Origin of the sequence: Rhodobacter capsulatus (assembly GCF_052363175.1) — a bacterium.
GTDB lineage: Bacteria > Pseudomonadota > Alphaproteobacteria > Rhodobacterales > Rhodobacteraceae > Rhodobacter > Rhodobacter capsulatus_D.
Map to the genome: position 1 here is coordinate 1366520 of NZ_CP198946.1, position 25428 is coordinate 1391947.

A 25428-nucleotide genomic window follows, 5' to 3' on the forward strand; every position below is an offset into this window, starting at 1 on the left:
GCGGGCTTGCCTATCTAACGGGCACGGGTCGCCCGATGGGAGAGGCGCCCGGAGCGCGGGAAGCCGCGGAGGGGGAGAGATGGCAGAACGCAAACCGATACCGCAGGGTCTGAAACTCGCGCTTGATTTCGGGCCGCTTGTCGTTTTCTTTGCCGCCTTCTTCCTGCTGCGCGACCATCCGGTGAGTTTTGGCGGCGAGACCTATGGCGGCTTCGTTCTGGCCACCGCCGTCTTCGTGCCGGTGCTGATGCTGTCGATGGCGGTGCTGTGGCGGCTCTCGGGCCATCTGGCGCCGATGCAGGTGGCGACGCTGATCCTTGTCACCGTCTTTGGCGGGCTCTCGGTCTGGTTCAACGATCCGCGCTTCTTCAAGATGAAGCCGACGCTGATCTATCTGCTGTTTGCCGGGCTTCTGGGCTTTGGCCTGCTGCGCGGCAAGCCCTGGCTGCAGTTGGTGATGGATGGCGCGATCCCGATGCGGCCCGAGGGCTGGGCGATCCTGACGAAACGCCTGGTCGGGTTCTTCCTGTTCCTGGCCGTCGCGAACGAGGTGATCTGGCGCAATTTCTCGGATGTGACCTGGGTCAATTTCAAGACCTTCGGGCTGACCGTGCTGCTCATGGGCTTCTTTGCCGCGCAAAGCCCGCTCTTCACCCGCTTTGCCCCCGAAGACAGCGACAAGCCCGAGGCCTGAGCCCCGGTGAAATATCTGCAACTTTAGCTTGTCGGCGGATTGCCGCAATCGCGCCACTTTTCGGCGCGAGCCTCTGGCCATCACGGATCGGGGGCATCGCCTGCTGCCCGAGGCCGCGCAGAATGGTCATCGGCAACAGGAGTCCGACATGTCCGCAGTTGAACTGAATGCCCGCGAAGACAGCTCCGATGTGGGCTTCCACCACGAACCGCTTGCGCTGCTCTTGGTGGTGCTGTTCGGCCCGGTGGGGCTGCTTTACACCTCGGTCCGGGGTGGGGTCGCGCTGATCCTTGTCGCGCTCGTCGGCTCGCTTTTCACCATGGGCTTTGCGCCGCTTGCGGTCTGGCCGGTCTGCATCGCCTGGGTGCTGGTCGCCGGGATGATGCGCCGCTACTGAGCCGCCGTCAGATCCCGTCCTCCGATCGCCTCGGCGCAAGCCGGGGGCGAAGTCATGTTTCATAGATTCGCAAACCGGCGTTCGATCTGCGCGGCTTCCTCGGCAAGACCCCAGGGCGGGTTGAGCACGAACATGCCCGAGCCGATCATCCCATGCCCCTCGCGCGCGGGGGGGGGGAATTTCACTTCCGACAGCAGCGCCTCGGGATGGGCGGCGACAAGCCCGCGCACCATCGACCGCTGCGCCGCCGCCACCGGCACATGCGCCGCGAGGATCGGATACCAGAGCGCGATCACGCCCACGTTCCACTTCCGCGCCACCTGAGCCAGAACCGTCGGCACGCTGTCGTAATCCGACTTCACCTCCCATGAAGGATCGATCAGCAGGACGCCCCGCCGCGGTGTCGGCGGGCACATCGCCAGCGCCATCTGCAGCCCGTCCTTCTGATGGAAGATCCCGCCATGGGGCGCCATCGCCGCCTTCAGCGCGGCGAATTCCTGCGGGTGCAGCTCGCACAGCTGGATCGAGTCGACCGGCCGCAACAGCGTTGCCGCCAGCATCGGCGAGCCCGGATAGGCCGCGCGGCCATGCGCCTTGCGCACCGCGGAAAGCGCCCGGCTGTAGGGGTGATCGGGGGCAAACCAGCGCTCGGCCTCGGCCCGGGTGATGCCCGCGGCCGCCTCGCCGGTTTTCGCCGCCTCGGCGCCATCGAGCGCATAAAGCCCGCGCCCGGAATGCGTCTCCATATACGAGAGCGGCTTGTCCTTGCGCGTCATGTAGTCGAGCAGCGCCGCCATCAGCGCATGCTTGTGCACATCGGCCAGATTTCCGGCGTGATAGGCATGTTGATAAGACAGCATTGAAGCCTCCCTTTGCGCCTTCCTGACCCGTGCGGGGCCGCGGCGCAAGCGCCGTTTGCGCAAAAGAAAACGGCGGCGCTCAGGGAGGAGGAGAGAGCGCCGCCGCATGAACCTCGGCCCAGGGAGGAGGAGAGGGCCTCGGATGTTCCGGTGCCACCCGGGAGGAGGATGGGCAGCACCACACCGCCGCCCAGGGAGGAGGAGAGGGCGGTCGGGATCTGGTCGAAGGAACGGCGGCCTCTGGGAGGAGGACGAGGCCGCCGCCTTCTATCGAAGCCCCAGGGAGGAGGAGAGGGGCTTGATCCTTGGTCCGGCAGATGGGGCCGGTATGAGGGTGGCGGCATCCTCAGGGAGGAGGAGAGAGGATGCCGCCGATCTCCGAGACCCAGGGAGGAGGAGAGGGTCTCCGGAAGTCTAGTCTTACTTGCCGTAGGCCGCTTCCAGCGCGATGCGCGTCAGCATCGAGCGGTGCATGCCAAGGTCGCTCAGTTCCCGGTTCGACAGCGAGCGCAGTTCAGCCAGCGTCTGGCGATAGACCTTGCGGCGGGCCAGAGCCTCGCGGATCGAAGCCACAAGACTGGAAAAACCGCTATCGGTCGTCCGGATGTCGCTGACCAGTGCCATCGGTCGTCTACTTTCGTTCGTGTCGTCTCGGAGTTTAGCTGGGGACCGATCGGTTGTCGCCGTGGTGCACCGTCGCTGTTGGGGCTAACATGGCCCGATTGCTGCGCCTGCACAATGGGCGGCGGGGGCAATGCGGCCTTGCAGAAAATGCATAACTGATTCTGACCTGATTTCGCCTGCAAACTGGATTAATTCCATATTTGGCTGCGCAAATATCGTGCAAATCTTGCATGAGAGGGGTGCGCCCCCTTGCAGCCCGCGGCAAATGCGCCACAGTCCCCGCCAAATCGACAGGAGAGACCCATGACGCTTACGAAGGAATCGGTGCTGGAGGCGCTGCGCAAGACCGCTCTGCCGGGGGGCGGGGATGCGATCGGGCGCAATCTGGTGCATGCGCTGGCGGTCGAGTCGGGGGTGGTGCGCTTTGTTCTGGAAGGCGCTCCCGAGGCGGAGCTTCTGGCGATGCGGCCGGTGCTGGAAGGGGCGGTGCGGGCGCTGGACGGGGTGAAAAGCCTGTCGGTGGTGATTCCGGCCGGGCCGTCGAAGGCGCCGGGCGGCGGGGTGAAGATCGGCGGGCACGCCAAGCCGCAGGACGGGCCGCTGCCGGTGCCGGGCGTTGCGCATGTGATTGCGGTGGGCTCGGGCAAGGGGGGCGTGGGCAAATCCACCGTCGCCTCGAACCTCGCCGTCGCGCTGGCGCGGGCGGGCAAGCGGGTGGGGCTGCTCGATGCCGATCTTTACGGGCCGAGCCAACCGCGGATGATGGGCGCCACGGAAAAGCCCGCCTCGCCCGACGGGCAGACGATCCTGCCCGTGCGCGCGCATGGGGTGGTGCTGATGTCGCTTGGGCTGATGCTGCGCGAGGACGAGGCGGTGATCTGGCGCGGCCCGATGCTGATGGGGGCGCTGCAGCAGATGCTGGGTCAGGTGAAATGGGATCATTTCGGCCCGCTCGACGTGCTGGTGATCGATCTGCCGCCCGGCACCGGGGATATTCAGCTGAGCCTGTGCCAGAAGACGGTGCTCGATGGCGCGGTGATCGTCTCGACGCCGCAGGACATTGCGCTTTTGGACGCGAAGAAGGCGCTCGACATGTTTGCCAAGCTGAAGATGCCGGTTCTGGGGCTGATCGAGAACATGTCGACCTATGTCTGTCCGAACTGCGGGCATGAGGCGCATCTTTTCGGTCATGGGGGGGGGTCGAGACCGAGGCGGCGCGGCTCGGTCTGCCGTTCCTCGGTGCGCTGCCGCTGGCGCTTGAGGTGCGCGAGGCCGGGGATGCGGGCCGCCCGGTGGCGCTGGGCGAGGGCGCGGCGGCCGAGGCCTATGCGGCGATCGCGGCGAAGCTGATCGAGGTTGGGGTGGTGTGAGTTCGCCTCGGGCGGGCCCGAGGCGACCCGCCGGGGGGCTCTGCCCCGTCGTCCATTGGTTCTCGAACCAATGGCGCACCAATGGGCGACCCCGAGATATTTAGAGCAAGATAAAGGAGGGGGCAGTCTGCGGGCTGCCCTTTCGTTTTGGCTGGGATTGTCTTCCACCGGTGGGCGCGGGGTGGGAATTCATGGGCGGAAGGGGCGTATTGGCGCCTCTGCCCGAATCACTCGTCCGTGTTTTGGCGTGATCGGGGCGATTTTCCGGGCCTCGGTGCCGGGTTCGGCGCGGATGAGGGGCTTTGCTGGGAATTTGCCCCACCGGACGGGAAACCAAGTCTTTTCGGATGCCACGTCTAGATGTTGTGGTTGATCTGGATCAAATCCCCCAAGGCTTCGCTTTTGTCGCAAAAGTTATCCACAAGCTCTTGAGTTTGCATCTGTTTCTTAACAACATGCAGGGCGCGAATTCCATCGTTTCCCAAAATTTCCCTTGAAATCCCACCCGGGACCATGGCATCACTGTCTCACGGAAGACGGGCAAGAGGCATCAAGACCTCAACGGCGCAAAGACCGAGAGTTTCATACAGGCACCCGCTTCACGAAAGAGAGATCCGGCGCGCGAGCGAGCAGACATCCCCCAGGTGGCGCGCGCAGACCGGACAGCCCAGGAATGGGACGAGGGCGGCGGATCGAGCAGTGGCAGCAGCTCGGTCCGCCGTTTTCCATAAAAACCACCGCGGGGAAGGGCACAGGAGTTGCCGCCTTGGCGGGAATGTTCATCGGCGAATACACCTTCAAGGTGGACAGCAAGGGTCGCGTGTCGATCCCCGCGCTGTTTCGTCGTGAACTCGAAGAGGGTGACCCGAGGCCGCCGTCACCAAACGCCCCGTCTGGTCATCGTTTACGGCGCCGACACGCAGAAGATGCTGCAGGTGCATTCCTTTGCGGGCTTCCAGAAGCTGGCCGCCGCGATCAACGCGCGCCCCTACAACGACCCCGGCCGGTCCGTCCTGCAACGCCTCGTGCTGAACAAGGCGCATCCGACCGAGATTGATCCCGATGGCCGTCTGGTCCTGCCCGCCAACCTGCGCGAGCGCTTCCAGCTGACCGGCGACGCCTATTTCGCCGGCATGGGCGAGACCTTCGAGATCTGGAACCCGAGACTTTCGCCGCTGTCGATCAGGCGCGGCTCGAGAAACTGATGGCCGAGATGGGCGACGATTTCGACCCGCTCAGCCTGCTCAATGGGGGCTGAGATGCAGACACCCGAGGCCCCCCACATTCCCGTTCTTCTGCGACCGCTCCTTCAGGCGGTCGCGCCTGTCTTGGGGACATGGCTTGACGGCACCTTCGGGGCGGGGGGCTATTCGAAGGGCCTGCTGGCTGCGGGCGCCGCGCGGGTGATCGGCATCGATCGCGACCCGCTCGCCTTCGAGATGGCGGCGCCGTGGCGGGGCGAGTATGGCGACCGGCTGGTGCTGGTCGAAAACACCTTCTCGAACCTGGATGCCGTGGCCGAAGAGATCGCGCCCGAGGGGCTCGACGGGGTGGTGCTCGATCTTGGCGTCTCCTCGATGCAGCTCGATCAGGCCGAGCGCGGCTTTTCCTTCCTGCGCGATGGGCCGCTCGACATGCGGATGTCGCAATCCGGGCCGTCGGCCGCCGATCTGGTGAACGAGGCCGACGAGGGCGCGCTGGCCGACATTCTGTATCACTACGGCGAGGAACGCGCCTCGCGCCGGATTGCCCGCGCCATCGTCGAGGCCCGCAAGACCGCGCCTTATGAAAGCACGAAGCAGCTGGTGGCCACGGTCGAGCGCTGCCTGCCGCGGCCGAAGCCGGGGCAGAGCCACCCGGCGACCCGCAGCTTTCAGGCGCTGCGCATCGCGGTGAACGATGAATTCGGCCAGCTGATCGAGGGGCTCGAAGCCGCCGAACGCGCGCTGAAGCCCGGCGGCAAGCTGGCCGTGGTCACCTTTCATTCGCTCGAAGACCGGGTGGTGAAGCGCTTCTTTCAGGCGCGCTCGGGCCGGGCGCCGGGGGGCTCGCGCTATGCGCCCGAGACCGCGGCCGAGGCGGCGGCCTTCGATCTTGTGACCCGAAAGGGGGTCGGACCGGACGAAATCGAGCTTGCAGAGAACCCGCGGGCACGATCTGCTATCCTGCGTATCGGTACACGCACCGAATCCCCTGCCGGTAGAGCTGATCGTCATAGCCTTGGCCTGCCGGCTCCCCTTTTCGAAACCGACCGCAGCCGGGGCCGCCCCAGATGAAGACCATCTCGTATATCCTTGTTTCGCTTTGTGTTCTGGGTCTTGCCTTCTGGGCCTATCACGTCAACTACGCGACCCAGGACCGCGAAGAAGAGCTGCGCGCCCTGAATTCCGAGATCGCCGATCTGCAGGAAGGCCTGAGCGTTCTGCGCGCCGAATGGGCCTATCTGAACCGCCCCGAGCGGCTGCGCGAACTTGTGAACTTGAATTTTGTCTCGCTCGGTCTTCTGCCGATGACGCCCGATCAATTCGGCACCGCCGCGATGGTGGCCTATCCGGTGCCGGAAGGCGCCGATCCGAGCGCGATCGATCAGGCCGTCGCACAAGCCGTCGAAGTTTCTGCCCCGCCGACTGATGACGACAGCTCGCAAGTTGTCGAGGAGGAAGCTCAATGAGCCAACGCACCCCGCTGCGACCGCTTGCCCGCATCCTGACGCCCGCGCGCGGCGAAAACCCCGACCTGATCGAGCGCGACAATATCCGCGCGCGCGGCGAGGCGGGGCGGGAAGCGGCCCGGGCGCGGGTGGCCTGGCGCATCGGTCTGGTGATCGGCATCTTCTGTGTCTGCTTTGGCGCCGTCGGCGTGCGGATGGGGACGCTCGCGGCCTCGACCCCCGAGGAGCCGCAGCGCGCGGACACCGCCCCGGTGATCATGGCGCAGCGCGCCGACATCATCGACCGCGAGGGCCGGGTTCTGGCGACGAACCTGGTGACCCATGCGCTTTACGCGCAGCCGCCGATGATGGTCGACCCGGTCGGCACGGCGAAGAAACTGGCGAAGATCTTCCCCGATCTCGACGCGAAACGCCTTGCCGCCGATTTCACCGGCCCGCGCAAATTCGTCTGGATCAAGAAGAAGATCTCGCCCGAGCAGCTGCAGGCGGTGCATGACATCGGCGAACCGGGGTTGCTGTTCGGCCCGCGCGAGATGCGGCTTTACCCGAACGGGCGGCTGGCCGCGCATGTGCTGGGCGGCGCACGCTTCGGCAACGAGGGCGTTGACAGTGCCGAGATCGTCGGCACCGCGGGCGTCGAGAAGGCCTTTGACGGCTGGCTGCGCGATCCGGCGAACAACGGCGCGCCGCTGAAGCTTTCCATCGATCTGACGGTGCAGCAGGCGGTCGAGGAGATCCTTGCGGGCGGCATGAAGCTGATGAATGCCAAGGGCGCGACCGCGGTGGTGATGGAGGCCCATACGGGCGAGATCCTCGCAATGGCCTCGCTGCCCGATTTCGACCCGAACGACCGCCCGGCGCCGCTGGCCAAGGGGGATGCGAGCGACAGCCCGCTCTTCAACCGCGCGGTGCAGGGGGTCTACGAGCTTGGCTCGACCTTCAAGATCTTTGCCGTGGCGCAAGCGCTGGAACTGGGGCTGGTCAGTCCGACGACCATGCTCGACACAAAGTCACCGATGGTCTGGGGCCGATTCCGCATCCGCGATTTCCACAATTACGGGCCCGCGCTCTCGATCACCGATATCGTTGTCGAAAGCTCGAACGTCGGCACGGCGCGGATTGCGCTTCTGATCGGCGGGCAGCGGCAGAAGGCGTTCCTCGAAAGCCTCGGCTTCATGGCGCCGACGCCGGTTGAACTGTCCGAGGCGAATTCGGGCCGTCCGATCGTGCCGGCGAAATGGTCGGAAATCACCTCGATGACGGTGGGCTATGGCCATGGTCTGGCGGCCTCGCCGCTGCATCTGGCGGCGGCCTATGCGACGATCGCGAATGGCGGCACCAAGGTCAAGCCGACGCTGGTGCATTCGGCGACACATGAAAAGGGCCCGCAGGTGATGAGCACCGAGGCCGCCAAAACCTCGCTTGCGATGATGCGGGCGGTGGTGACACGCGGCACGGCCTCCTTCGCCGATGTGCCGGGTTACGAGGTCGCGGGCAAGACCGGGACCGCCGACAAGGTGAAACCGGGTGGCGGCTATTACGACAACAAGGTGATCGCCACCTTCGCCTCGGCCTTCCCGGCCTCGGATCCGAAATACATTCTGGTGCTGAGCCTTGACGAGCCCTCGTCCTTTGCGGCGAACGAAACGCGGCGCACCGCGGGCTGGACGGCCGTTCCGGTCGCGGCCGAGGTGATCCGCCGCATCGCGCCGATCCTGGGCCTGCGCCCGGCCGACAGCGTGCCGGAGGTGCTGGACGGCATCCAGCTGGTCAAGGCCGAGAAAAGCCACTGAGGGCGGAGCGGGGCGCTGCCCCGCACCCCGGGATATTTCGGGCAAGATAAAAGCAGCGGGTCGGATCGGAAGATCCGGCCCGTTTGTTTGGGCGCTCAGCTGCGGGGGGGCAGGGGCGCGGGCGTGCGCAGGATGCAGGGCACCCGGAAGTGGTCTCTCGTGTCGATCCCGCCCTCGATCAGCTCGAAGACCTTGGCGATCATCCCGTCCACGTCCTGCTCGATCATGCCAACATTGTCGGGCAGTTGCGCGGCGAAGCTGTCATAGTCGAAGCAGCCGTAGCGCATCCGCCCGGCGTGATCGGGGACCGAGCGGTTGAGCCAGCCCACCACCCCTTCGAGGGTGATCGTCGAGTTCACGAACAGCCCCGGCGGCAGCGCGATCGGCAGATCGTCGAGCGCCCGCTCGGTCTTGTCGGGGGAATAGCCGCAGGCAAGGATATGGGTTTCTGGCAGCGCGATGCCGCGCTCGGCATGGGCGGTGCGAAAGCCCCGGATCCGCTCGGCGGTGTTGTGATCGGAGGCCCGGCCGCCGATGAAGAGCAGGGGGCCCGGGTAGCCCAGATCGTCGCGGCAGCGGTCGAGAATGAGATGCGTCAGCGTCTGCGCCCCGGCAAAGTTGTCCGAGGTGACCGAAGCGGCCTTTGACCCCGGCAGGTCGAGGTTGAGCACCCGCACCCCCGCCGCGGCGCAAAGGTCGGCGATCCGGTCCGGGTCGGTCGCCCCGTTCGCGACCAGACACTCGACCTGATAGGACAGCAGCGCCCGGGCCGCCTCGAATTCCAGCTCCGGGTCGCGCTGCGTGCAAGTCATCACCGGGAACAGCCCATGCGCGCGCGCCACCGCCTCGAATCGCTCGGCCATCGCGCCGAAATAGCGGTTGTCATATTTCGGAACGATCATGCCGACGATGTTCGAGCGTTCCCGCCGCAGCACCGAGGCTTGAATGTTCACCGCATAGCCCTGTTCCCCCGCGAGCGCGGTGATCCGCTCGGCCAGTTTTTCACTGATGCGGCGCTTCTTCCACGACCCGTTCAGAACGGCGCTGACCGCACTGGGAGAGGTTCCAGCAAGCGTGGCCAGGTCATAGATCGTGGGGCGCTTGCGGCCGGGGCCGGAGGTGTCGGTCATGGTTTCCCGTTTTGCTGTCATCTTGCATCTTGACGTGAATCGAAACCGGATGCAATTCTGCTTCATCGATTGAGCAAGCTTGCGCAACCGATGAAGCAAGCGGGGCGGAGGCGAGGAGGAGGCGCATCCGGGTCGCGTCGGCATGTGCCGCGACGGGCTGTCAGGTCCGGGCGGTCGGCGGCGGGACCGGGGCCAAGACCGAGCCGGGCTTTGCAGATCATCCAGAGGAGGAGACCAGGATGAACAAGACGATTTCGCTGGCGGGGGCTTCGGTTCTCGTTGCAGCTTTCTTCGGTGCTGCCGCAAGTGCGCAGGAAGCCGCCACCGTGGCGTTCCTGATGCCCGACCAGGCCTCGACCCGCTACGAACAGCACGATTTCCCGGGCTTCAAGGCGGCCATGGACAAGCTCTGCGCCGAGTGCACGGTGATCTATCAGAACGCCAATGCCGATGTGGCGCTGCAACAGCAGCAGTTCAACTCGGTGATCGCGCAAGGCGCCAAGGTGATCGTGCTCGATCCGGTCGACAGCGCCGCCGCGGCGAACCTGGTCGAGATCGCGCAGTCGCAAGGCGTCAAGGTCATCGCCTATGACCGCCCGATCCCGGCGAAACCGGCCGATTACTACGTCTCCTTCGACAACGAAGGCATCGGCTATGCGATCGCGAAATCGCTTGTCGATCACATGAAGGCCTCGGGTGTGCCGGATGGCGCGGGGGTGCTTGAGATCAACGGCTCGCCGACCGATGCGGCCGCCGGTCTGATCCGGGACGGTATCCACCGCGCGCTGGAAGAATCCGCCTATACGAAGCTTTCGGAATTCGACACGCCGGATTGGGCGCCGCCGAAAGCGCAGGAATGGACCGCCGGGCAGATCACCCGCTTTGGCGATCAGATCAAGGGCATCGTCGCGGCGAACGACGGCACCGGCGGCGGCGCGATTGCCGCGCTCAAGGCCGCGGGCGTCGATCCGATCCCGCCGGTCACCGGCAACGACGCCACCATCGCGGCGCTGCAGCTGATCATCGCGGGCGATCAATACAACACGATCTCGAAACCCTCGGAAATCGTGGCCGAAGCGGCGGCGAACGTGACCGTGACCTTCCTCAAGGGCGAAACGCCCGCGCCGAAAACCACGCTTTACGACACGCCCTCGGAACTTTTCGTTCCGGCCGTCGTGACCAAGGAAAACATCAAGGCCGAGATCTTCGACAAGGGCATTCAGACTGCCGCCGAGATCTGCACCGGCGAATATGCCGAGGGCTGCAAGGCGCTCGGGATCGAGTAAGCTGTGAAGGACTGGCGCAGGCGGGCAACTGCCTGCGCCGCCAAGGGGGAGGAGAGAGCCTGATGGCTGTGAAAGACGCAACGCTTGCGGCAGGCCGCGAGCCGATCTTGCGCCTGCGCGGGATTACCAAGACCTTCGGCGCGGTTTCGGCGCTGAGCGACATCGACCTGGACGTCCATGCGGGCGAGGTGGTGGCGCTGGTCGGCGACAACGGCGCGGGGAAAAGCACGCTGATCAAGATCCTTGCGGGCGTGTTCCAGCCCACCTCGGGCACGATCGAATTCATGGGGCGGCCGGTCAGCATCGACAGCCCCTCGGCAGCGCTGACGTTGGGCATCTCGACGGTGTTTCAGGATCTGTCGCTGTGCGAAAACCTCGATGTGGTGGCGAACCTGTTCCTCGGGCAGGAACTTTCGCCCTGGGCGCTGGACGAAGTGCAGATGGAGGTCCGCGCCTGGCAGCTTCTGGGAGAGCTTGCCGCCCGGATCCCGTCCGTGCGCGAACCCATCGCCTCGCTTTCGGGCGGGCAGCGCCAGACCGTGGCCATCGCCCGCTCGCTGCTCTCGGAGCCGAAGATCGTCATGCTCGACGAGCCGACAGCGGCTTTGGGCGTGGCGCAGACCGCCGAGGTCTTGAACCTGATCGAACGCCTGCGCGACCGCGGCTATGGCGTGATCCTGATTTCGCACAACATGGACAATGTCCGCGCCGTGTCCGACCGCATCGCGGTGCTGCGGCTCGGTCGCAACAACGGCACCTTCCCGAAGGACGCCACGCGCGAGCAGATCGTGGCGGCGATCATGGGCGCCGATGACAATGTCGCCGCCCGCCGTGATGCCATCGAAAGAACAAGGGCCCAGCAATGAGCATGAAACCCGACACTCCGAAACCCGCCTATGACCGCGCCGATGCGCGGGTGCGGGCCGATACCGGGCTTTCCGGCGCCGCGCGCGCCTTTGTCGACCGCATCCGCTCGGGCGATCTGGGCATCCTGCCGGTGGTGGTGGGGCTGATCCTGATCTCGCTCGTTTTCACCGCGCTCAATCCGGTCTTCCTGCTGCCCAACAACCTCGTCAACCTGCTGTTCGATGCTGCCGCGGTGGGGTTCATCTCGCTTGGCATCGTGATGGTGCTGCTTCTGGGCGAGATCGACCTTTCGGTCGGCTCGATGAGCGGCCTTGCCTCGGCTTTGGTCGGCGTTCTTTGGGTGAACATGGGCCTGCCGCTGCCGCTGGCGCTTCTCGCCGCGCTGACGGCCGGGGCGGTGATGGGGGCGGCCTATGCGACGCTTCTGAACCGCTTCACCATGCCGAGCTTCGTCTCCACCCTGTCGGGGCTGCTCGCGCTTCTGGGGATGCAGCTTTACATCCTCGGGCCGACCGGCTCGATCAACCTGCCTTACGCCTCGTTCCTTGTCCGCTTCGGACAAATCCTGATCATGCCGGACTGGGCTTCTTACGCGCTGGCGCTGGTGCCCGGACTTGGCATCCTGTGGTTCGGCTTTCGGCAGATGAAGGCACGGGCGGCGGCAAACCTCTCCTACACCAGCGCCAGTGTCGTGCTGGTCAAGGCGGGCGCCGTGACCGTTCTGCTTGAAGGCGCCGTCGCCTATCTGAACCTTGGCCGCGGTGTGCCCTTCATGTTCGTCGTCTTCGTGCTCTGCGTCGCGGCGATGCAATATGCGCTGACCCGCACGAAATGGGGCCGGTCGATGTTCGCCGTCGGCGGCAATATCGAGGCGGCGCGGCGCTCGGGCATCAAGGTGAAACGCATCCGCCTGACCGCCTTCATGCTTGGCTCCTCGCTCGCAGCCCTTGGTGGCGTCTTCTCGGCCGCGCGTCTGGCCACGGCCAGCCAGCAGGCGGGGACGGGGGACGTGAACCTGAATGCCATCGCCGCAGCCGTGATCGGGGGCACATCGCTCTTTGGCGGTCGCGGCTCGGCCTGGGCAGCCCTTCTCGGCGTGCTCGTGATCCAGTCGATCTCGAACGGCCTCACCCTTCTCAATCTCAGCTCGTCGCTGCGTTACATGATCACCGGGGCGGTTCTGGCCATCGCCGTGATCATCGACTCGCTCGCACGGCAATCGCGCGCCAGCCACGGCCGCGCCTGACAACCGGAGGATAGAATGACAAACCTCATGCAGGGCAAAACCGCCGCCATCACCGGCGCCGCCTCGGGCATCGGCCTCGCTTGCGCGAAAATTCTGGTCGAGGAAGGCGCGCAGGTCGTGCTGATCGACCGCGACGAGACGAAACTGGCCGCAGCCTGCGCCGAGATCGGACCCGGCGCCCATCCGCTGTCCCTTGATCTGTTTGACGGCAAGGCGGTCTCGGGGATGCTGCCCGCGATCCGTGATCTGGTCGGCGATCTCGACATCTTCCACGCCAATGCGGGCGCCTATGTCGGTGGCCCCGCCGCCGAGGGCAACCCGGATGTCTGGGACAAGGTGCTCAATCTGAACATCAACGCCGCCTTCCGCACGGTGAACGCGGTGCTGCCGCACATGATCGCGCGCAAGACCGGCGACATCATCTTCACCTCCTCCGTCGCGGGGGTGGTGCCGGTGGTCTGGGAACCCGTCTACACCGCCTCGAAATTCGCGGTGCAGGCCTTCCTGCATGCCACCCGCCGCCAAGTGGCGCCGCATGGCATCCGCATGGGCGCGGTGCTGCCCGGCCCGGTGGTGACGGCGCTTCTGGACGACTGGCCGAAGGCGAAGATGGAGGAAGCCCTGGCCAATGGCTCGCTGATGCAGGCGCGCGAAGTCGCCGAGGCGGTGCTCTTCATGCTCAGCCGCAACCGCGGCGTCGTCGTGCGCGACCTCGTGCTGTTGCCCAACAGCGTCGATCTCTGACCCCACGGCCAGCCCGGAGGATTTCCCATGTCCGCACCTAACGCCCGCCATCTCATTGGTGTCGATGTCGGCACCGGCTCTGCCCGCGCCGGGGTCTTTGACCTGACCGGGCAGTTGCTTGGCACCGATCACCACCCGATCACGCTCTTCCGCGAGGAAGGCTCGGTCGTCGAGCAATCGAGCGACGAGATCTGGGCGGCAGTCGGCCGTTCGGTGCAGGGCGCGCTGAAGGCGGCGGGGCTTTCGGCGTCGGATATCGCCGGGATCGGCTTTGACGCCACCTGTTCGCTGGTGGTGCTGGACCCGGAGGGTCGGCCGCTGCCGGTCGGCCCTCGAACGATCCCGCGCGCAACGTGATCGTCTGGATGGATCACCGCGCCACCGCGCAGACCGAGCGGATCAACGCGACGAAACACCGGGTGCTGGATTACGTCGGCGGCCGGATCTCGCCCGAGATGGAGACGCCGAAGCTTTTGTGGCTCAAGGAACACCGCCGTGCCGACTTCGACGCCGCTGGGCATTTCTTTGACCTGACCGACTTCCTGACCTGGAAGGCGACGGGCTCGGGGGCGCGCTCGATCTGCACCGTCACCTGCAAATGGACCTATATGGGCCACGAAAGCCGCTGGGACGAAAGCTATTTCCGCCAGATCGGGCTTTCGGAACTGGCCGACGAAGGCTTTGCCCGCATCGGCACCGAGGTCGTGATGCCCGGCACCGCCCTTGGCGCCGGTCTGACCGAGGCCGCTGCGCGAGACTTGGGCCTTCTGCCCGGCACCCCCCGTCGCTGCCGGGCTGATCGATGCCCATGCGGGCGGCGTCGGCACCGTCGGCGCCGCGGGCGAGGGGGGGGCTGTGGCAAACCTCGCCTATGTCTTCGGCACCTCTTCCTGCACCATGACCACGACCGAAGAACCCGTCTTCGTTCCGGGCGTCTGGGGCCCCTATTACTCGGCGATGGTGCCGGGGGGCCTGGCTCAACGAAGGCGGTCAGTCTGCCGCCGGGGCTGCGATCGATCAGCTTCTGCGGTTCCATCCCGCCTCCGCCGAGGCCTCGACCGCGGCTTCCCGTGCCGGGCTTTCCCTCCCCGCCTGGCTCAGCGCGCGCGCCGAGGCCTTGGTGGGGGCGGGAGGTGACGCGGCCCGTCTGGCCGACGGGTTGCATGTCGTCCCCGAATTTCTGGGCAACCGCGCGCCGCATGCCGACCCCTATACCCGCGCGATCATCGCGGGGCTCGGCATGGAGGATGACATCGACAATCTGGTCGCGCTTTACATCGCGGGGATCTGCGGGCTCGGCTACGGGCTGCGCCAGATCATCGAGGTGCAGGCGAAACGTGGGGCTTCGGTCTCGACGATCGTGATCAGCGGCGGGGCAGGGCGGTCGGATCTGGTGCGCCAGATCCTCGCCGATGCGACCGGCGTGACGGTGGCCGCGCCGCAGACCGAAGAGCCGGTTCTGCTTGGCTCGGCAATCCTTGGCGCGGTGGCCGGGGGGGCGGCGCCGGATGTGGCGACCGCGATGGCGCAGATGTCGCGCATCGCGCGGCGCTATGCGCCGGGCGGCGAGGAAACGCGCGCCTATCACGACGCCCGTTTCGCGCTTTTCGAGAAGTTTCAGGCGCTTGCCCGCGACGCCGCGCTGCGGGAGGCATGATGAGCTTGCCCCTTCGCGCGCTTCTGTGGGACATGGACGGCACGCTGGTCGACAGCGAGCCGGTGCATCGCCGCTCCTTCGTCGATGCGGCGCGGTCCTGCGGGCTGGCCCTGCCCGAGGATTTCCACGACGGGCTGATCGGCAAGAGCGAGGATGCGATCCATGCGATCCTCGTGTCTGACCACGGCTTGCAGGCCGATTTCGCCACCTGGTCGGAGCGTCGCTTCGCCGCCTATCTCGCGCGGATCGAGGAGGTGCAGCCCTTCGCGCTCGCCACCGATCTTTGGGCGCGGGCCGAGGCGGCGGGGCTGGATCAAGCGATCGTCTCGAACTCGCCCGAGGGGATCTTGCAGGCGAACCTGACCCGGCTCGGTCTTGCCCCCGGCTCGGTCGTCACGGTCAGCCGCAATGATGTCGCGCGCGGCAAGCCGCATCCCGACCCCTATCTGCTGGCACTTTCGCGGCTTGGCGTGCTTGCAACGGCGGCGGCGGTGATCGAGGACAGCAGCGCCGGTCTTGCGGCGGCGCAGGCGGCCGGGATTGCGACCTACATGATGCCCTGGTTTGAGGGCGAAAAGGGCGATTGGGCACCCTTCGCGGATTTGCAGGTGCTTTTGTCCAAGGTCTGACCGCGCCACGCGGCGTTCCTGACCCGCCGTCACGCAGCCGCAGGAAGACTGTTTGCTGACAACGCGAAATCGGTCGTGATGAGATCATGAAGAGCGTTCACCTGGATCACCATTTCTGCGGTGGTGTCGGAGCCCTCGGAAGCGGCCTTCGGGTGAGGCGCATAAACCAAAGGGTATGCCACAGGCTTACGCCTTGGGGCGGACCCCGTCTTTCAGCGCCAAGGCGCGGTGCGCAGGGCAAGCGTCGCGATGGCCGACCAGAGGCTGAGACGCAGCATCATCGCCGCCAGCGTGCGCGGCTCATAGGCGCCGCCCTCGAGCACATGCGCAAGCAGAGCGGCAAAGACGATCCCGGTCGAGACGGCAAGGGCAAACGCCAGCCAGCGTGCCCAGCCCGCACCGCGCCACAGCCCGAGACCGGCGGCGACATAGGCGAAGCCCGCGCCGAAATTGAACCACAGCACGAAGGGCACCACTGCCCCATGTCGGCGCCGCCAAAAGCACCCGCCCGCCCGAAAAGATCGTGACAAGGCCGAACAGCGTGGCAATCGGGGCGGCAATCGTCAGGGACAGCGGTCGCGACATCGGGGTCTCCGGCAGGGTTTTCTCTTCCTGACAAGGCGGGGGCCGCGGGGCAAGCCCTGGCGGATCGATCCGGGGCGGGCCAATTGGCGCATCCTCGCCCTTGACAGCCCCCGCGCCGGGCCGCACCACCGCAACCGACCCTGCGATGGACTGCCGATGACCGCCCTTGCCCGTCTGTTCTCCGAATCTTTCCGCGCCTTCTTCCTGTTGGCCGCGCTTTGGGCACTGGGGGCGATGGCGCTCTGGCTCTGGTGGCTGTGGCAAAATCAGTTCGGCGTCGGGTTCGATCTGCCGACTGCGCTCGCGCCGAGCCATTGGCACGCGCATGAGCTGATCTTCGGTTTCGGCATGGCGGCGACGGCGGGGTTCTTTCTGACCGCCGCGCCGAACTGGACCGGAAAGCCCGTCGCCGGGCGGGTTTTCATTGCGGCGATGGCGGGGCTTTGGCTTGCGGGCCGTGGTGCGGTGCTGCTTTGGGGCTGGGTGCCGCCGCTCTTGGCCGCGGGTCTGGTTCTGGCCTTCCTTGTGCTTTTGACCGAGCGGATGGCGCGGCAGCTGATCCGCCGTCCCGCATCGCAGGAGGGGCTGTATCTGGCGCTGCTGGCGCTGATGACCCTGTCCGAGGGGCGGGTGCTGCTCGAATGGCTTGATCTGCCGGGCGGCGATGCCACGGCGGGGCTGCGCGGCGGGCTTGCGGCGCTGGTCGCGCTGATCGTGGCGCTTGGCGGCAAGATCACCCCGCAATTCACCCGTAACGCGCTGACCCGCGCGGGTGTCGGGGCCGCGGCGCTGCCGCGCACATTCGCGGTTCTGGATCGGGGCGCCACCGCGGCGGCCTGTCTGGCGGCGATCTCGGCCAGTCTTGCGCTCTCCGACACGCTGACCGGAGCCGCGCAGCTGGCGCTGGGGGCGACGCAGCTGCTGCGGATGGCCTTCTGGCGCAGCCGGACCGTGGCGCAGAACCCGCTCCTTGCCGCACTGCATCTGGCGATGCTTGGCACCGGGATCGGTGCGCTTTTGCAGGGGGCGGCGGCCTTTGGCTGGGGCGAGGAAATCGGCGCGCTGCATGTCAGCGCGATTGCAGGCGTCGGCGGCATGATCCTGGCCGTGATGAGCCGCGCGACGCTGGCCCAGACCGGCCGCCCGCTTGTCGCGCCGCGCCCCGTTGCGCTCGCCTATGCGCTGCTGCCGTTTGCGGCCCTTGCGCGCTGGAGCGCCGCCAGCTTCGCCGAGGCCTATGGCCCCGGCACCCTTGCCGCCGCCGCGCTCTGGTGCCTTGCCTTCGCGCTTTTCGCCCTCAGCTACGCGCCCGCCTTTTGGGGGCCGCGCAAAACCCCTTGATCGGCGCGGGATTTCCTGTCTTTCGGTGGGCACCCGGCCAGAAGCAAAGGAGCCTGCCGTGACCCTGCGCCCCCTTTTCTTCGCGGCCAGTGCGGCGCTTGCGCTGCTCGCCCCCATCGCCCCCGCGACATGGGCCGAGACGCCCACCGAAGGCCCGACCCTTGCCGCGCCCGCGCCCTTCAGCTTTGACGCCTTGGCCGCCCGCGCCGCCGTGATCGCCCGCGCGCCCTATGTGCCCAGCCCGCCGCGCCAGCCCGAGGTGCTCGCCCGCATCGATTTCGACGCGCATTGGAAAATTCGCTACCGCAAGGACAAGACCCTGCATCAGGACGGCGTGCCGGTGCAGTTCTTCCACATGGGCACCTATTTCCGCCAGCCGGTGAAGATGTTTGCCGTGCATAACGGCGCGGCGCGCGAGGTCGTCTATTCCCCCGACCTCTTCGACATGCCCGACGACAGCCCGGCGCATGATCTTGCGCCCGATGCGGGCTTCGCGGGCTTCCGCATCCTGCGCCCGGATCTTTCGGGTGACTGGATCTCCTTCCTTGGCGCCTCCTACTTCCGGACCGAGGGGGCGCTGAGCCAATTCGGTCTTTCGGCGCGGGCCATCGCCGTCGATACTGGCCTGCCCTCGGGCGAGGAATTCCCCCGCTTCACCGAGGTCTATCTGGAAGACGCGCCCGAGGGGCAGGCGATCGTCACCGCGCTGGTCGAGGGGCGCAGCTTGGCCGGGGTCTGGCGGATGGTGATCACCAACCGCGCGGGGCAGGGGCAGGTGATGGCGGTCGAAAGCCGTCTTTACCTGCGCAAGCCGGTGGCGCGGCTCGGCATCGCGCCGCTGACCTCGATGTTCTGGTATTCCGAGACGAACCGGCTGCAATCGCTCGACTGGCGCCCCGAGGTGCATGACAGCGACGGGTTGTTGATCGCACCGGCCGAGGGCACGCCGATCTGGCGCGCGCTCGATGCGCCGGGCAAGATCGTCACCACGCGCTTTGCCGGGCCCGCGCCGCAGGGCTTCGGTCTTGTGCAACGCGACCGGAATTTCGATCATTATCAGGATGATGGCGTCTGGTATGACCGCCGTCCCACGGTCTGGGTCGAACCGACCTCGGACTGGGGCAGGGGGGCGGTGACGCTGGTCGAGCTGCCGACGCATGACGAGACGAACGACAATATCGTCGCCTTCTGGACGCCCGAGACCCTGCCCGCGCCGGGGCAGGAGCTGCGTTTCGACTACACCCTGCACTGGGTCGACAAGGCGCCGCTGCAAACCGATCTGGCGCAGGTGGTGGACAGTCGCATCGGCGCGGGGGGCAATCCGGGCCAGTCGTTGCCGAAGGATCAGATCAAGGTGGTGCTGGATTTCGAAGGCCCGGCGCTGGAAGGCCTGGGCGAGGCCGATGCCGTGCAGCCTGCGATCACAGCGCCGAAGGGGGTCGAGATCATCAACCCCTTCGCCCATCCGATCCGCGGCACCGACCGCTGGCGGCTCGTTTTCGACGTGAAGACCGCACCCGGCACCGAGACGGTCGATCTGCTGGCCACGATCAAGCGCGGCGGTCGGGCGCTGAGCGAGACCTGGGCCGGGGTGTTGCATCCTGCGCAGATCGAGCGGCTGCGGTAAGCGCCGCACCGCTGATGCAAAAGGCCGGGGTTTCCCCCGGCCTTGTTCGTTTCTGACGCGTCGCTCAGCGGCTCGGCACCGGAACGTAGTCGCGCTGCACCTTGCCGGTGTAAAGCTGGCGCGGACGGCCGATCTTGCCCGTCGGATCGCCGAGCATTTCCTTCCATTGCGAAATCCAGCCCACCGTGCGCGAGAGCGCAAAAATCGGGGTGAACATCGCGGTCGGGAAGCCCATCGCCTCGAGGATGATCCCCGAGTAGAAGTCGACGTTCGGGTAAAGTTTCTTCGAGACGAAATATTCGTCCTCGAGCGCGATCCGTTCCAGTTCCTTGGCGACCTGCAGGATCGGGTTGTCGTGCACGCCGAGCAGGTCGAGCACCTCGTCGGCCGATTCCTTCATCACCTTGGCGCGCGGGTCGAAGTTCTTGTAGACGCGGTGGCCAAAGCCCATCAGGCGGAACGGGTCGTTCTTGTCCTTGGCTTTGGCGATATATTCCGGAATGCGCTCCACCGAGCCGATTTCGCGCAGCATCTCGAGGCAGGCTTGGTTCGCACCGCCATGCGCCGACCCCCAAAGGCAGGCGATCCCGGCCGCGACGCAGGCAAAGGGGTTCGCCCCCGAAGAGCCCGCCAGACGCACCGTCGAGGTCGAGGCGTTCTGTTCGTGATCGGCATGCAGCATCATGATCCGGTCCATGGCCTTGGCCAGTTCCGGTTTCACCACATAGGGTTCGGCGGGGACCGAGAAGCACATGTGCAGGAAGTTCGCCGCGTAATCGAGATCGTTGCGCGGATAGACGAAGGGCTGGCCGATCGAATATTTGTAGGCCATCGCGGCGATCGTCGGCAGTTTCGCGATCATCCGCATCGCGGCGACCTCACGCTGCCACGGGTCGTTGATGTCGAGAGAGTCGTGATAGAAGGCCGACATCGCGCCGACGACACCCACCATCGTCGCCATCGGGTGGCTGTCCCGGCGGAAGCCGCGGAAGAACATGTGGATCTGTTCGTGCAGCATCGTGTGCCGGGTGATCCGGAACTCGAAATCGGTCATCTGCTTTTCGGTCGGCAACTCGCCGTTCAGCAGCAGGTAGCAGACTTCAAGGTAATGCGACTTTTCGGCCAGTTGCTCGATCGGATAGCCGCGGTACAGAAGCTCACCCTTGTCGCCGTCGATATAGGTGATCTCCGATTCGCAGGCGGCCGTCGAGGTGAAGCCGGGGTCGAAGGTGAAGACGTCGGCCTGCGCATAAAGCTTGCGGATGTCGAGCACATCCGGCCCCACCGAAGGCGACAGCACCGGCAGATCGTAGGTCTTGCCGTCAAGCGTCAGCGTTGCCGTGCGTTTCGTTTCAGCCATGGTTCCCTCTCCATTCATCCGGCGGGCCACGCCGGTGCATCCTTCCCGGTTCCCGCGGGCCGGTTCCCGACGAACCGGCTGCGGGAGAGGGCGGCCGGGCCTCAGGCCGCCTGATCGCTCAGCCGGGCCAGCACTTCCTCGCGGCCCAGCAATTCCATCATGTCGAAGACCGAGGGCGTTGCCGCCCGTCCCGCCAGCGCTGCCCGCAAGGGCGCCGCGATCTTGCCAAGGCCCAGTCCATGCGCCTCGGCCACACGCGCGACCACGCTTTCGAGCTCCTCACGCACCCAGCTAGCATTTTGCAACTGCGGCGTCAATTCTTTCAGTATACCACGGGATACCGGATCAAGCGATCCCATCGCCTTCTCGTCGATCTCGACGGGGCGGGAAATCAGGGCGAAGCGCGCTTTTTCCAGCAGCTGACCAAAGGTCTTTGCCCCGGATTTCACCACGGGCAGCGCCTTGTGCAAAGCCGCAGATTGAGCCTGCGTCAGCGCAGGCAGGTTCGCCGCCTCCAGATAGCCCGAAATCTGGGCGATCAGATCGTCCTCGGCGATCTGGCCCATGTGATGGCCGCAGACATTTTCGAGTTTCTTGAAATCGAGCCGCGACGGCGCGCGGCCGATTCCTTCCAGTTCGAACCATTCCTGCGCCTGCGCGTCGGTGAAGACCTCGTCATCGCCATGGCTCCAGCCCAGACGCGCCAGATAGTTGCGCATGCCCGCGGCCGGGTAGCCCATCGCCTGATATTCTTCCAAGCCCACCGCGCCGTGACGCTTGGACAGTTTCTTGCCGTCGGGGCCGTGGATAAGCGGGATATGCGCGAACACCGGCACCTCCCAGCCCATCGCGTGATACACCTGCATCTGCCGCGCCGCGTTGATCAGATGGTCGTCGCCCCGGATGATATGGGTAACGCCCATGTCGTGGTCATCGACGACGACGGCAAGCATGTAAGTAGGTGTACCATCCGAGCGTAAACAAACCATATCGTCGAGCTGGTCGTTCCGCACCGTGACCTCGCCCTGCACCTTGTCGGCAATCACCGTCGCGCCGTCGCGCGGCGCCTTCAGGCGGATCGCATAGGGCGCATCCGGGTGCGTCGACGGGTCAGCGTCGCGCCAGGGCGACTGGAACAGTGTCGATTTCCCCTCGGCTCTTGCGGCCTCGCGGAAGGCTTCGATTTCGTCCTGGCTCGAGAAGCACTTGTAGGCGGCGCCCCGGGCCAGCATCTCGCGCGCGACTTCGGCGTGCCGCGGCGCACGGTCGAACTGGCTCACCACCTCGCCGTCGAAATCGAGGCCGAGCCAGTCGAGCCCTTCAGGATCGCCGCCGTCGCCTCGGGGTCGAGCGCGCGCGGTCGGTATCCTCGATCCGCAGCAGGAAGGTGCCGCCGTGACCGCGGGCAAACAACCAGTTGAACAGCGCCGTCCGGGCGCCGCCGATATGCAGATAGCCGGTGGGCGAGGGGGCGAAACGGGTGACGATCTTTTGCGACATTGCGGCCTTTCTTGCGGGCTCCGGGACCGCCGGAGGGCGCGTTTTAACCTTTTGGAAACCATGAAGCCCGTAGGCTTGCTTGAGGGTTTCTCTAATGCAGGAGAGGGCGACAGGACAAGTGGCGCAGGCATCCCCCATGCACCCCGGCGCGACAAGGCTCCGGCTTTCGGGGCTTTGGGGGGGCTTGGCCGATCCCCTGGCGGCGCTTGATCGGGCGCAACTCGACTGGGTGCTCTGGGCGCCTTTGGGACTTGGGACTGGCGTCGGGCTTTACTTCCTGCTGCCCTTCGAGCCCGGCGTGCCCGTCTTCGCCGCGGCTGCCGCGGTGATCGTGCTGGCGGTGCTTTTGTGGCTGCGCGGCCCGGGCTTCCTGCACCTGCCCGCGACGCTTCTGGTGATGGCCGCGCTTGGGCTGATGTCGGCCAGCTGGCGCGCACATGCGGTGGCGGCTCCGGTGCTTCCTTTCAACTATTACGGCCCGGTCGAGGGGCGGATCATCGAGATCGACCGCTCGGCCCGTGACGTGATCCGGCTGACGCTGGATCAGGTCAGGCTGGCCAAGGTCGCGCCCGAGGCCCGGCCCGCCAAGATCCGCATCGCGCTGCATGGCGATATCGCCCGCCTTGCGCCCGAGCCGGGTCTGCGCGTCGCGACGACCGCACACCTCAGCCCGCCCGCCGAGCCGATCGCCCCCGGCGCCTGGGATTTTCGCCGCAACGCCTGGTTCGAGGGGCTGGGGGCGCTTGGCTACACCCGCAGCCCCGTGGTGGTGATCGCCCCGCCCGCAGACGATTGGGGGCTGGCCGCGCATCGGATGCGGATGCGGCTTTCGGCAGCGATGCAGGCGCGCATCGGTGGTCAGGCCGGGGCGGTCGCGGCGGCGCTGATGACGGGCGATCGCTCGGGGATTGCCGAGGCGACGAATGCGACGATGCGGGCCTCGAACCTCTACCACATCGTGTCGATTTCCGGGCTGCACATGGGGATGCTGGCGGGCTTCGTCTTCGGGGCGCTGCGCTGGGGGCTCGCGCTGATTGGCCCCTTCGCGCTGATCTGGCCGACAAAGAAGATCGCGGCAGCCGTCGCGCTGGCGGCCTCGACGCTTTATCTTTGGGTCTCGGGCGGCGATATCGCCACGCAACGCGCCTGGATCATGACGGCGGTGATGCTGACGGCGATCCTTGTCGACCGGCGCGCGCTGAGCCTGCACACGGTGGCGCTGGCGGCGATCTTCCTTTTGTTTCTGTGGCCCGAGGCGCTGACCGGCCCCGGCTTTCAGATGTCCTTCGCCGCGACCGTGGCGCTGATCCTGATGGCGGCACCCTGGGCGGCGCATCATCATCGCCTGCCGTGGGTGGCTCGCCCGGTGATCATGCTGGTGCTGACCTCGCTCATCGCGGGGCTGGCGACGGCGCCGATCGCCGCGGCGCATTTCGGGCGGATGTCGCAATACGGCATTCTCGCGAACCTGCTCGCGGTGCCGGTGATGGGGATCGTGGTGATGCCCGCCGGGGTCGTCGCGGCTTTATTGGCGCCGTTGGGTCTGGCTGGTCCGGCACTCTGGCTGATGGGGCTCGGCACCGAATGGGTGCTGGCGGTGGCCGAGTTCGTCGCGGGTCTTGCCGGGGCGCAGACCTTCCTGCCCGAGCCGCCCGGTTGGGTGCTGCCAGTGCTGGCCCTTGCCGCGGGCGCTGCCGTGCTGTCTCGTGGGGCGTTCCGCTCGGCGATGGTCGCGGTGCTGTTGCTCGCCTTCGCGGGCTGGGGGCTCGCCTCGCGTCCCGCGCTGCTCATCGCCCCCGAAGGCGCGCTTGTCGGCCTGATGACGCCCGAGGGGCGGGCTTTGTCGAAAGCCGCGCCCAGCTTCACCGCCGAGGGCTGGCTTGAAGCCGATGGCGATGCCGTAACGCCGAAAGAGGCCGTTGTTCGGACGGGGTTCAGTGGTCCGAAAGGGGCAAGACAGGCCGCATGGCAGGGCAGGGCGCTTGTGCATCTGACCGGCAAGGCGGCGCTCGGAAATCTGGAAAAAGCCTGCCGGGACGGGGCCTTGGTTGTTCTTGATACGATCGCGCCCAAGGGGTTCAAGGGCGATTGCCAGCTTTACGACGCGCGACGGCTGGCCCGCACCGGCGCGCTTGCCTTTGACGCGGCGGGGCAGAGCCGCGCGGCCCGGGCCGAGGCTGGGCACCGGCTCTGGACTGACCGGCTGAAACGGAAAAGGCCGCCCGAAGACCGGACGGCGCCAGAGCCGGATCTGCCCGCGGGCGATCAGTAGCTGCGGATAAGCCCGACCAGACGGCCTTGCACCTTCACCTGATCTTCGCGCAGAAGCCGCGTCTCATAGGCCGGGTTCGCGGCCTCAAGCGCGATCATCCCGCCGCGCCGGTAATAGCGCTTCAGCGTCGCCTCGTGATCCTCGATCAGCGCGACGACGATATCGCCATTCTCTGCCGTCGACTGGCTGCGGATCACCACGATGTCGCCATCGTTGATCCCCGCCTCGATCATGGAATCGCCCTTGATTTCAAGCGCGTAATGCTCGCCCCGCCCCGCGAGCATCGAGCCCGGAACGGTGACGTTATGCGCGACCTCGGCAATCGCCTCGATCGGCACACCGGCCGCAATGCGCCCCATCATCGGGATATCCAGCGCCGCGGCCGAAACCTCCATCGCGCCGCGCGGCGGATCGATGCGGCTGCCCGGGATCACCGTCGGGTTGAAGCCCGGCTGCGTCTGCAGCCCGCGTTCCGCCTCGGCCGCGCGTTCCATCGACTCGGGCAGTTTGACGATTTCAAGCGCCCGCGCGCGATGCGCCAGGCGCCGGATGAATCCGCGTTCTTCCAGAGCCGTGATCAGCCGGTGAATCCCCGATTTCGAGCGCAGATCCAGCGCATCCTTCATTTCGTCGAACGAGGGCGGAACTCCATCCCGCGCCATGCGCTTTTGGATGAAATCCAAGAGTTCCAATTGCTTGTGTGTCAGCATCCGGTTGCCCCCCGCTCGCGTCAGTGCCCGACGTTCCGCAAGTGTTCTAACCCCGTTCCCGTTTC

General features: G+C 66.4%; 20 protein-coding genes and 4 pseudogenes. 17 read left to right on the top strand and 7 right to left on the bottom strand.

Annotated elements, in window-relative coordinates:
* Positions 1–79 precede the first annotated feature (79 nt).
* Both ACTTAI_RS07590 and ACTTAI_RS07595 read left to right on the top strand, forming a co-directional pair.
* The gene (locus ACTTAI_RS07590) at positions 80–694 is read left to right on the top strand and encodes an inner membrane-spanning protein YciB (RefSeq protein WP_444455182.1); all 615 of its coding nucleotides are present in this window, start codon (positions 80–82) and stop codon (positions 692–694) included.
* 148 nt (positions 695–842) lie between these two features.
* Entirely contained in the window at positions 843–1091 is a 249-nt protein-coding gene (locus ACTTAI_RS07595; protein ID WP_444455183.1) for a hypothetical protein, read from the top strand.
* Positions 1092–1150: 59 nt separating this feature from the next.
* On the opposite strand, the gene ACTTAI_RS07600 is transcribed toward ACTTAI_RS07595, so the two are convergent.
* Both ACTTAI_RS07600 and ACTTAI_RS07605 read right to left on the bottom strand, forming a co-directional pair.
* Positions 1151–1951 (bottom strand): 23S rRNA (adenine(2030)-N(6))-methyltransferase RlmJ, encoded by an 801-nt coding sequence (locus ACTTAI_RS07600; protein WP_444455184.1) that lies wholly within the window; start codon positions 1949–1951, stop codon positions 1151–1153.
* Positions 1952–2371: 420 nt separating this feature from the next.
* Complete coding sequence (locus ACTTAI_RS07605) at positions 2372–2575, bottom strand: DUF1127 domain-containing protein (protein WP_444455185.1); 204 nt, start codon at positions 2573–2575, stop codon at positions 2372–2374.
* Between the two features lie 303 nt (positions 2576–2878).
* Here ACTTAI_RS07605 and ACTTAI_RS07610 point away from each other — a divergent pair.
* The 6 genes and pseudogenes from ACTTAI_RS07610 (at position 2879) to ACTTAI_RS07635 (ending at position 8409) form a co-directional block, all read left to right on the top strand.
* Positions 2879–3945 (top strand): annotated as a pseudogene (locus tag ACTTAI_RS07610) (Mrp/NBP35 family ATP-binding protein).
* Between the two features lie 775 nt (positions 3946–4720).
* A pseudogene (locus ACTTAI_RS07615) lies at positions 4721–4792 on the top strand (division/cell wall cluster transcriptional repressor MraZ); the annotation flags it as partial.
* A 13-nt stretch (positions 4793–4805) separates the two neighbouring features.
* Positions 4806–5150, top strand: coding sequence for a division/cell wall cluster transcriptional repressor MraZ (locus ACTTAI_RS07620; RefSeq protein WP_444455186.1), 345 nt, complete (start codon positions 4806–4808; stop codon positions 5148–5150).
* Between the two features lie 42 nt (positions 5151–5192).
* Positions 5193–6221: a 16S rRNA (cytosine(1402)-N(4))-methyltransferase RsmH gene (gene rsmH, locus ACTTAI_RS07625; protein ID WP_444455187.1), complete on the top strand. Its 1029-nt coding sequence runs from the start codon at positions 5193–5195 to the stop codon at positions 6219–6221.
* Complete coding sequence (gene ftsL, locus ACTTAI_RS07630) at positions 6218–6616, top strand: cell division protein FtsL (protein ID WP_444455188.1); 399 nt, start codon at positions 6218–6220, stop codon at positions 6614–6616. The genes rsmH and ftsL overlap by 4 nt, the downstream gene beginning before the upstream one ends.
* Positions 6613–8409, top strand: coding sequence for a peptidoglycan D,D-transpeptidase FtsI family protein (locus ACTTAI_RS07635; RefSeq protein ID WP_444455189.1), 1797 nt, complete (start codon positions 6613–6615; stop codon positions 8407–8409). Before ftsL ends, ACTTAI_RS07635 begins: the two co-directional genes overlap by 4 nt.
* 95 nt (positions 8410–8504) lie before the next feature.
* Here ACTTAI_RS07635 and ACTTAI_RS07640 read toward each other — a convergent pair whose 3' ends face one another.
* Complete coding sequence (locus ACTTAI_RS07640; protein WP_444455190.1) at positions 8505–9539, bottom strand: substrate-binding domain-containing protein; 1035 nt, start codon at positions 9537–9539, stop codon at positions 8505–8507.
* 239 nt (positions 9540–9778) lie between these two features.
* Between ACTTAI_RS07640 and ACTTAI_RS07645 the strand changes: the two genes are divergently transcribed.
* The 6 genes and pseudogenes from ACTTAI_RS07645 (at position 9779) to ACTTAI_RS07670 (ending at position 15968) form a co-directional block, all read left to right on the top strand.
* Positions 9779–10825 carry an ABC transporter substrate-binding protein gene (locus ACTTAI_RS07645; protein ID WP_444455191.1) on the top strand — a complete coding sequence of 349 codons (1047 nt, stop codon included), beginning with the start codon at positions 9779–9781 and terminating at the stop codon, positions 10823–10825.
* A gap of 62 nt (positions 10826–10887) precedes the next feature.
* On the top strand, positions 10888–11691 hold the full coding sequence (locus tag ACTTAI_RS07650; protein ID WP_444455192.1) for an ATP-binding cassette domain-containing protein: 804 nt from the start codon (positions 10888–10890) through the stop codon (positions 11689–11691).
* Between the two features lie 2 nt (positions 11692–11693).
* On the top strand, positions 11694–12938 hold the full coding sequence (locus ACTTAI_RS07655) for a sugar ABC transporter permease (RefSeq protein WP_444455708.1): 1245 nt from the start codon (positions 11694–11696) through the stop codon (positions 12936–12938).
* Positions 12939–12953: 15 nt separating this feature from the next.
* Positions 12954–13682: an SDR family oxidoreductase gene (locus ACTTAI_RS07660; protein ID WP_444455193.1), complete on the top strand. Its 729-nt coding sequence runs from the start codon at positions 12954–12956 to the stop codon at positions 13680–13682.
* Between the two features lie 27 nt (positions 13683–13709).
* A pseudogene (locus ACTTAI_RS07665) lies at positions 13710–15339 on the top strand (FGGY-family carbohydrate kinase).
* Positions 15339–15968, top strand: a complete 630-nt coding sequence (locus tag ACTTAI_RS07670) for an HAD family hydrolase (RefSeq protein WP_444455194.1) — start codon at positions 15339–15341, stop codon at positions 15966–15968. The pseudogene ACTTAI_RS07665 and the gene ACTTAI_RS07670 overlap by 1 nt, the downstream one beginning before the upstream one ends.
* A 212-nt stretch (positions 15969–16180) precedes the next feature.
* Here ACTTAI_RS07670 and ACTTAI_RS07675 read toward each other — a convergent pair whose 3' ends face one another.
* Positions 16181–16441 (bottom strand): hypothetical protein, encoded by a 261-nt coding sequence (locus ACTTAI_RS07675; RefSeq protein ID WP_444455195.1) that lies wholly within the window; start codon positions 16439–16441, stop codon positions 16181–16183.
* Between the two features lie 268 nt (positions 16442–16709).
* On the opposite strand from ACTTAI_RS07675, the gene ACTTAI_RS07680 reads away from it, so the two are divergent.
* Positions 16710–17894, top strand: a complete 1185-nt coding sequence (locus tag ACTTAI_RS07680; RefSeq protein WP_444455196.1) for an NnrS family protein — start codon at positions 16710–16712, stop codon at positions 17892–17894.
* Positions 17895–17952: 58 nt separating this feature from the next.
* Complete coding sequence (locus ACTTAI_RS07685) at positions 17953–19521, top strand: glucan biosynthesis protein (protein WP_444455197.1); 1569 nt, start codon at positions 17953–17955, stop codon at positions 19519–19521.
* Positions 19522–19585: 64 nt separating this feature from the next.
* On the opposite strand, the gene gltA is transcribed toward ACTTAI_RS07685, so the two are convergent.
* The gene (gltA, locus tag ACTTAI_RS07690) at positions 19586–20881 is read right to left on the bottom strand and encodes a citrate synthase (RefSeq protein WP_444455198.1); all 1296 of its coding nucleotides are present in this window, start codon (positions 20879–20881) and stop codon (positions 19586–19588) included.
* Between the two features lie 101 nt (positions 20882–20982).
* A pseudogene (gene gltX, locus ACTTAI_RS07695) lies at positions 20983–22381 on the bottom strand (glutamate--tRNA ligase).
* A gap of 184 nt (positions 22382–22565) precedes the next feature.
* On the opposite strand from gltX, the gene ACTTAI_RS07700 reads away from it, so the two are divergent.
* Complete coding sequence (locus ACTTAI_RS07700; protein WP_444455199.1) at positions 22566–24653, top strand: ComEC/Rec2 family competence protein; 2088 nt, start codon at positions 22566–22568, stop codon at positions 24651–24653.
* Here the strand turns inward: ACTTAI_RS07700 and lexA are convergent.
* Entirely contained in the window at positions 24647–25363 is a 717-nt protein-coding gene (gene lexA / locus ACTTAI_RS07705; protein WP_444455200.1) for a transcriptional repressor LexA, read from the bottom strand. The genes ACTTAI_RS07700 and lexA overlap by 7 nt on opposite strands.
* Positions 25364–25428 lie beyond the last annotated feature (65 nt).

Excerpts from the sequence above, each read along its gene's own strand:
- ACTTAI_RS07650 (WP_444455192.1), top strand. The coding sequence starts at position 10,888 with ATGGCTGTGAAAGACGCAACGCTTGCGGCAGGCCGCGAGCCGATCTTG.
- ACTTAI_RS07600 (WP_444455184.1), bottom strand. The coding sequence starts at position 1,951 with ATGCTGTCTTATCAACATGCCTATCACGCCGGAAATCTGGCCGATGTG.
- ACTTAI_RS07595 (WP_444455183.1), top strand. The coding sequence starts at position 843 with ATGTCCGCAGTTGAACTGAATGCCCGCGAAGACAGCTCCGATGTGGGC.
- ACTTAI_RS07645 (WP_444455191.1), top strand. The coding sequence starts at position 9,779 with ATGAACAAGACGATTTCGCTGGCGGGGGCTTCGGTTCTCGTTGCAGCT.
- ACTTAI_RS07680 (WP_444455196.1), top strand. The coding sequence starts at position 16,710 with ATGACCGCCCTTGCCCGTCTGTTCTCCGAATCTTTCCGCGCCTTCTTC.
- ACTTAI_RS07640 (WP_444455190.1), bottom strand. The coding sequence starts at position 9,539 with ATGACCGACACCTCCGGCCCCGGCCGCAAGCGCCCCACGATCTATGAC.
- ACTTAI_RS07660 (WP_444455193.1), top strand. The coding sequence starts at position 12,954 with ATGACAAACCTCATGCAGGGCAAAACCGCCGCCATCACCGGCGCCGCC.
- lexA (WP_444455200.1), bottom strand. The coding sequence starts at position 25,363 with ATGCTGACACACAAGCAATTGGAACTCTTGGATTTCATCCAAAAGCGC.
- ACTTAI_RS07635 (WP_444455189.1), top strand. The coding sequence starts at position 6,613 with ATGAGCCAACGCACCCCGCTGCGACCGCTTGCCCGCATCCTGACGCCC.
- ACTTAI_RS07655 (WP_444455708.1), top strand. The coding sequence starts at position 11,694 with ATGAAACCCGACACTCCGAAACCCGCCTATGACCGCGCCGATGCGCGG.
- gltA (WP_444455198.1), bottom strand. The coding sequence starts at position 20,881 with ATGGCTGAAACGAAACGCACGGCAACGCTGACGCTTGACGGCAAGACC.
- ACTTAI_RS07605 (WP_444455185.1), bottom strand. The coding sequence starts at position 2,575 with ATGGCACTGGTCAGCGACATCCGGACGACCGATAGCGGTTTTTCCAGT.
- ACTTAI_RS07590 (WP_444455182.1), top strand. The coding sequence starts at position 80 with ATGGCAGAACGCAAACCGATACCGCAGGGTCTGAAACTCGCGCTTGAT.
- ftsL (WP_444455188.1), top strand. The coding sequence starts at position 6,218 with ATGAAGACCATCTCGTATATCCTTGTTTCGCTTTGTGTTCTGGGTCTT.
- ACTTAI_RS07670 (WP_444455194.1), top strand. The coding sequence starts at position 15,339 with ATGAGCTTGCCCCTTCGCGCGCTTCTGTGGGACATGGACGGCACGCTG.
- rsmH (WP_444455187.1), top strand. The coding sequence starts at position 5,193 with ATGGGGGCTGAGATGCAGACACCCGAGGCCCCCCACATTCCCGTTCTT.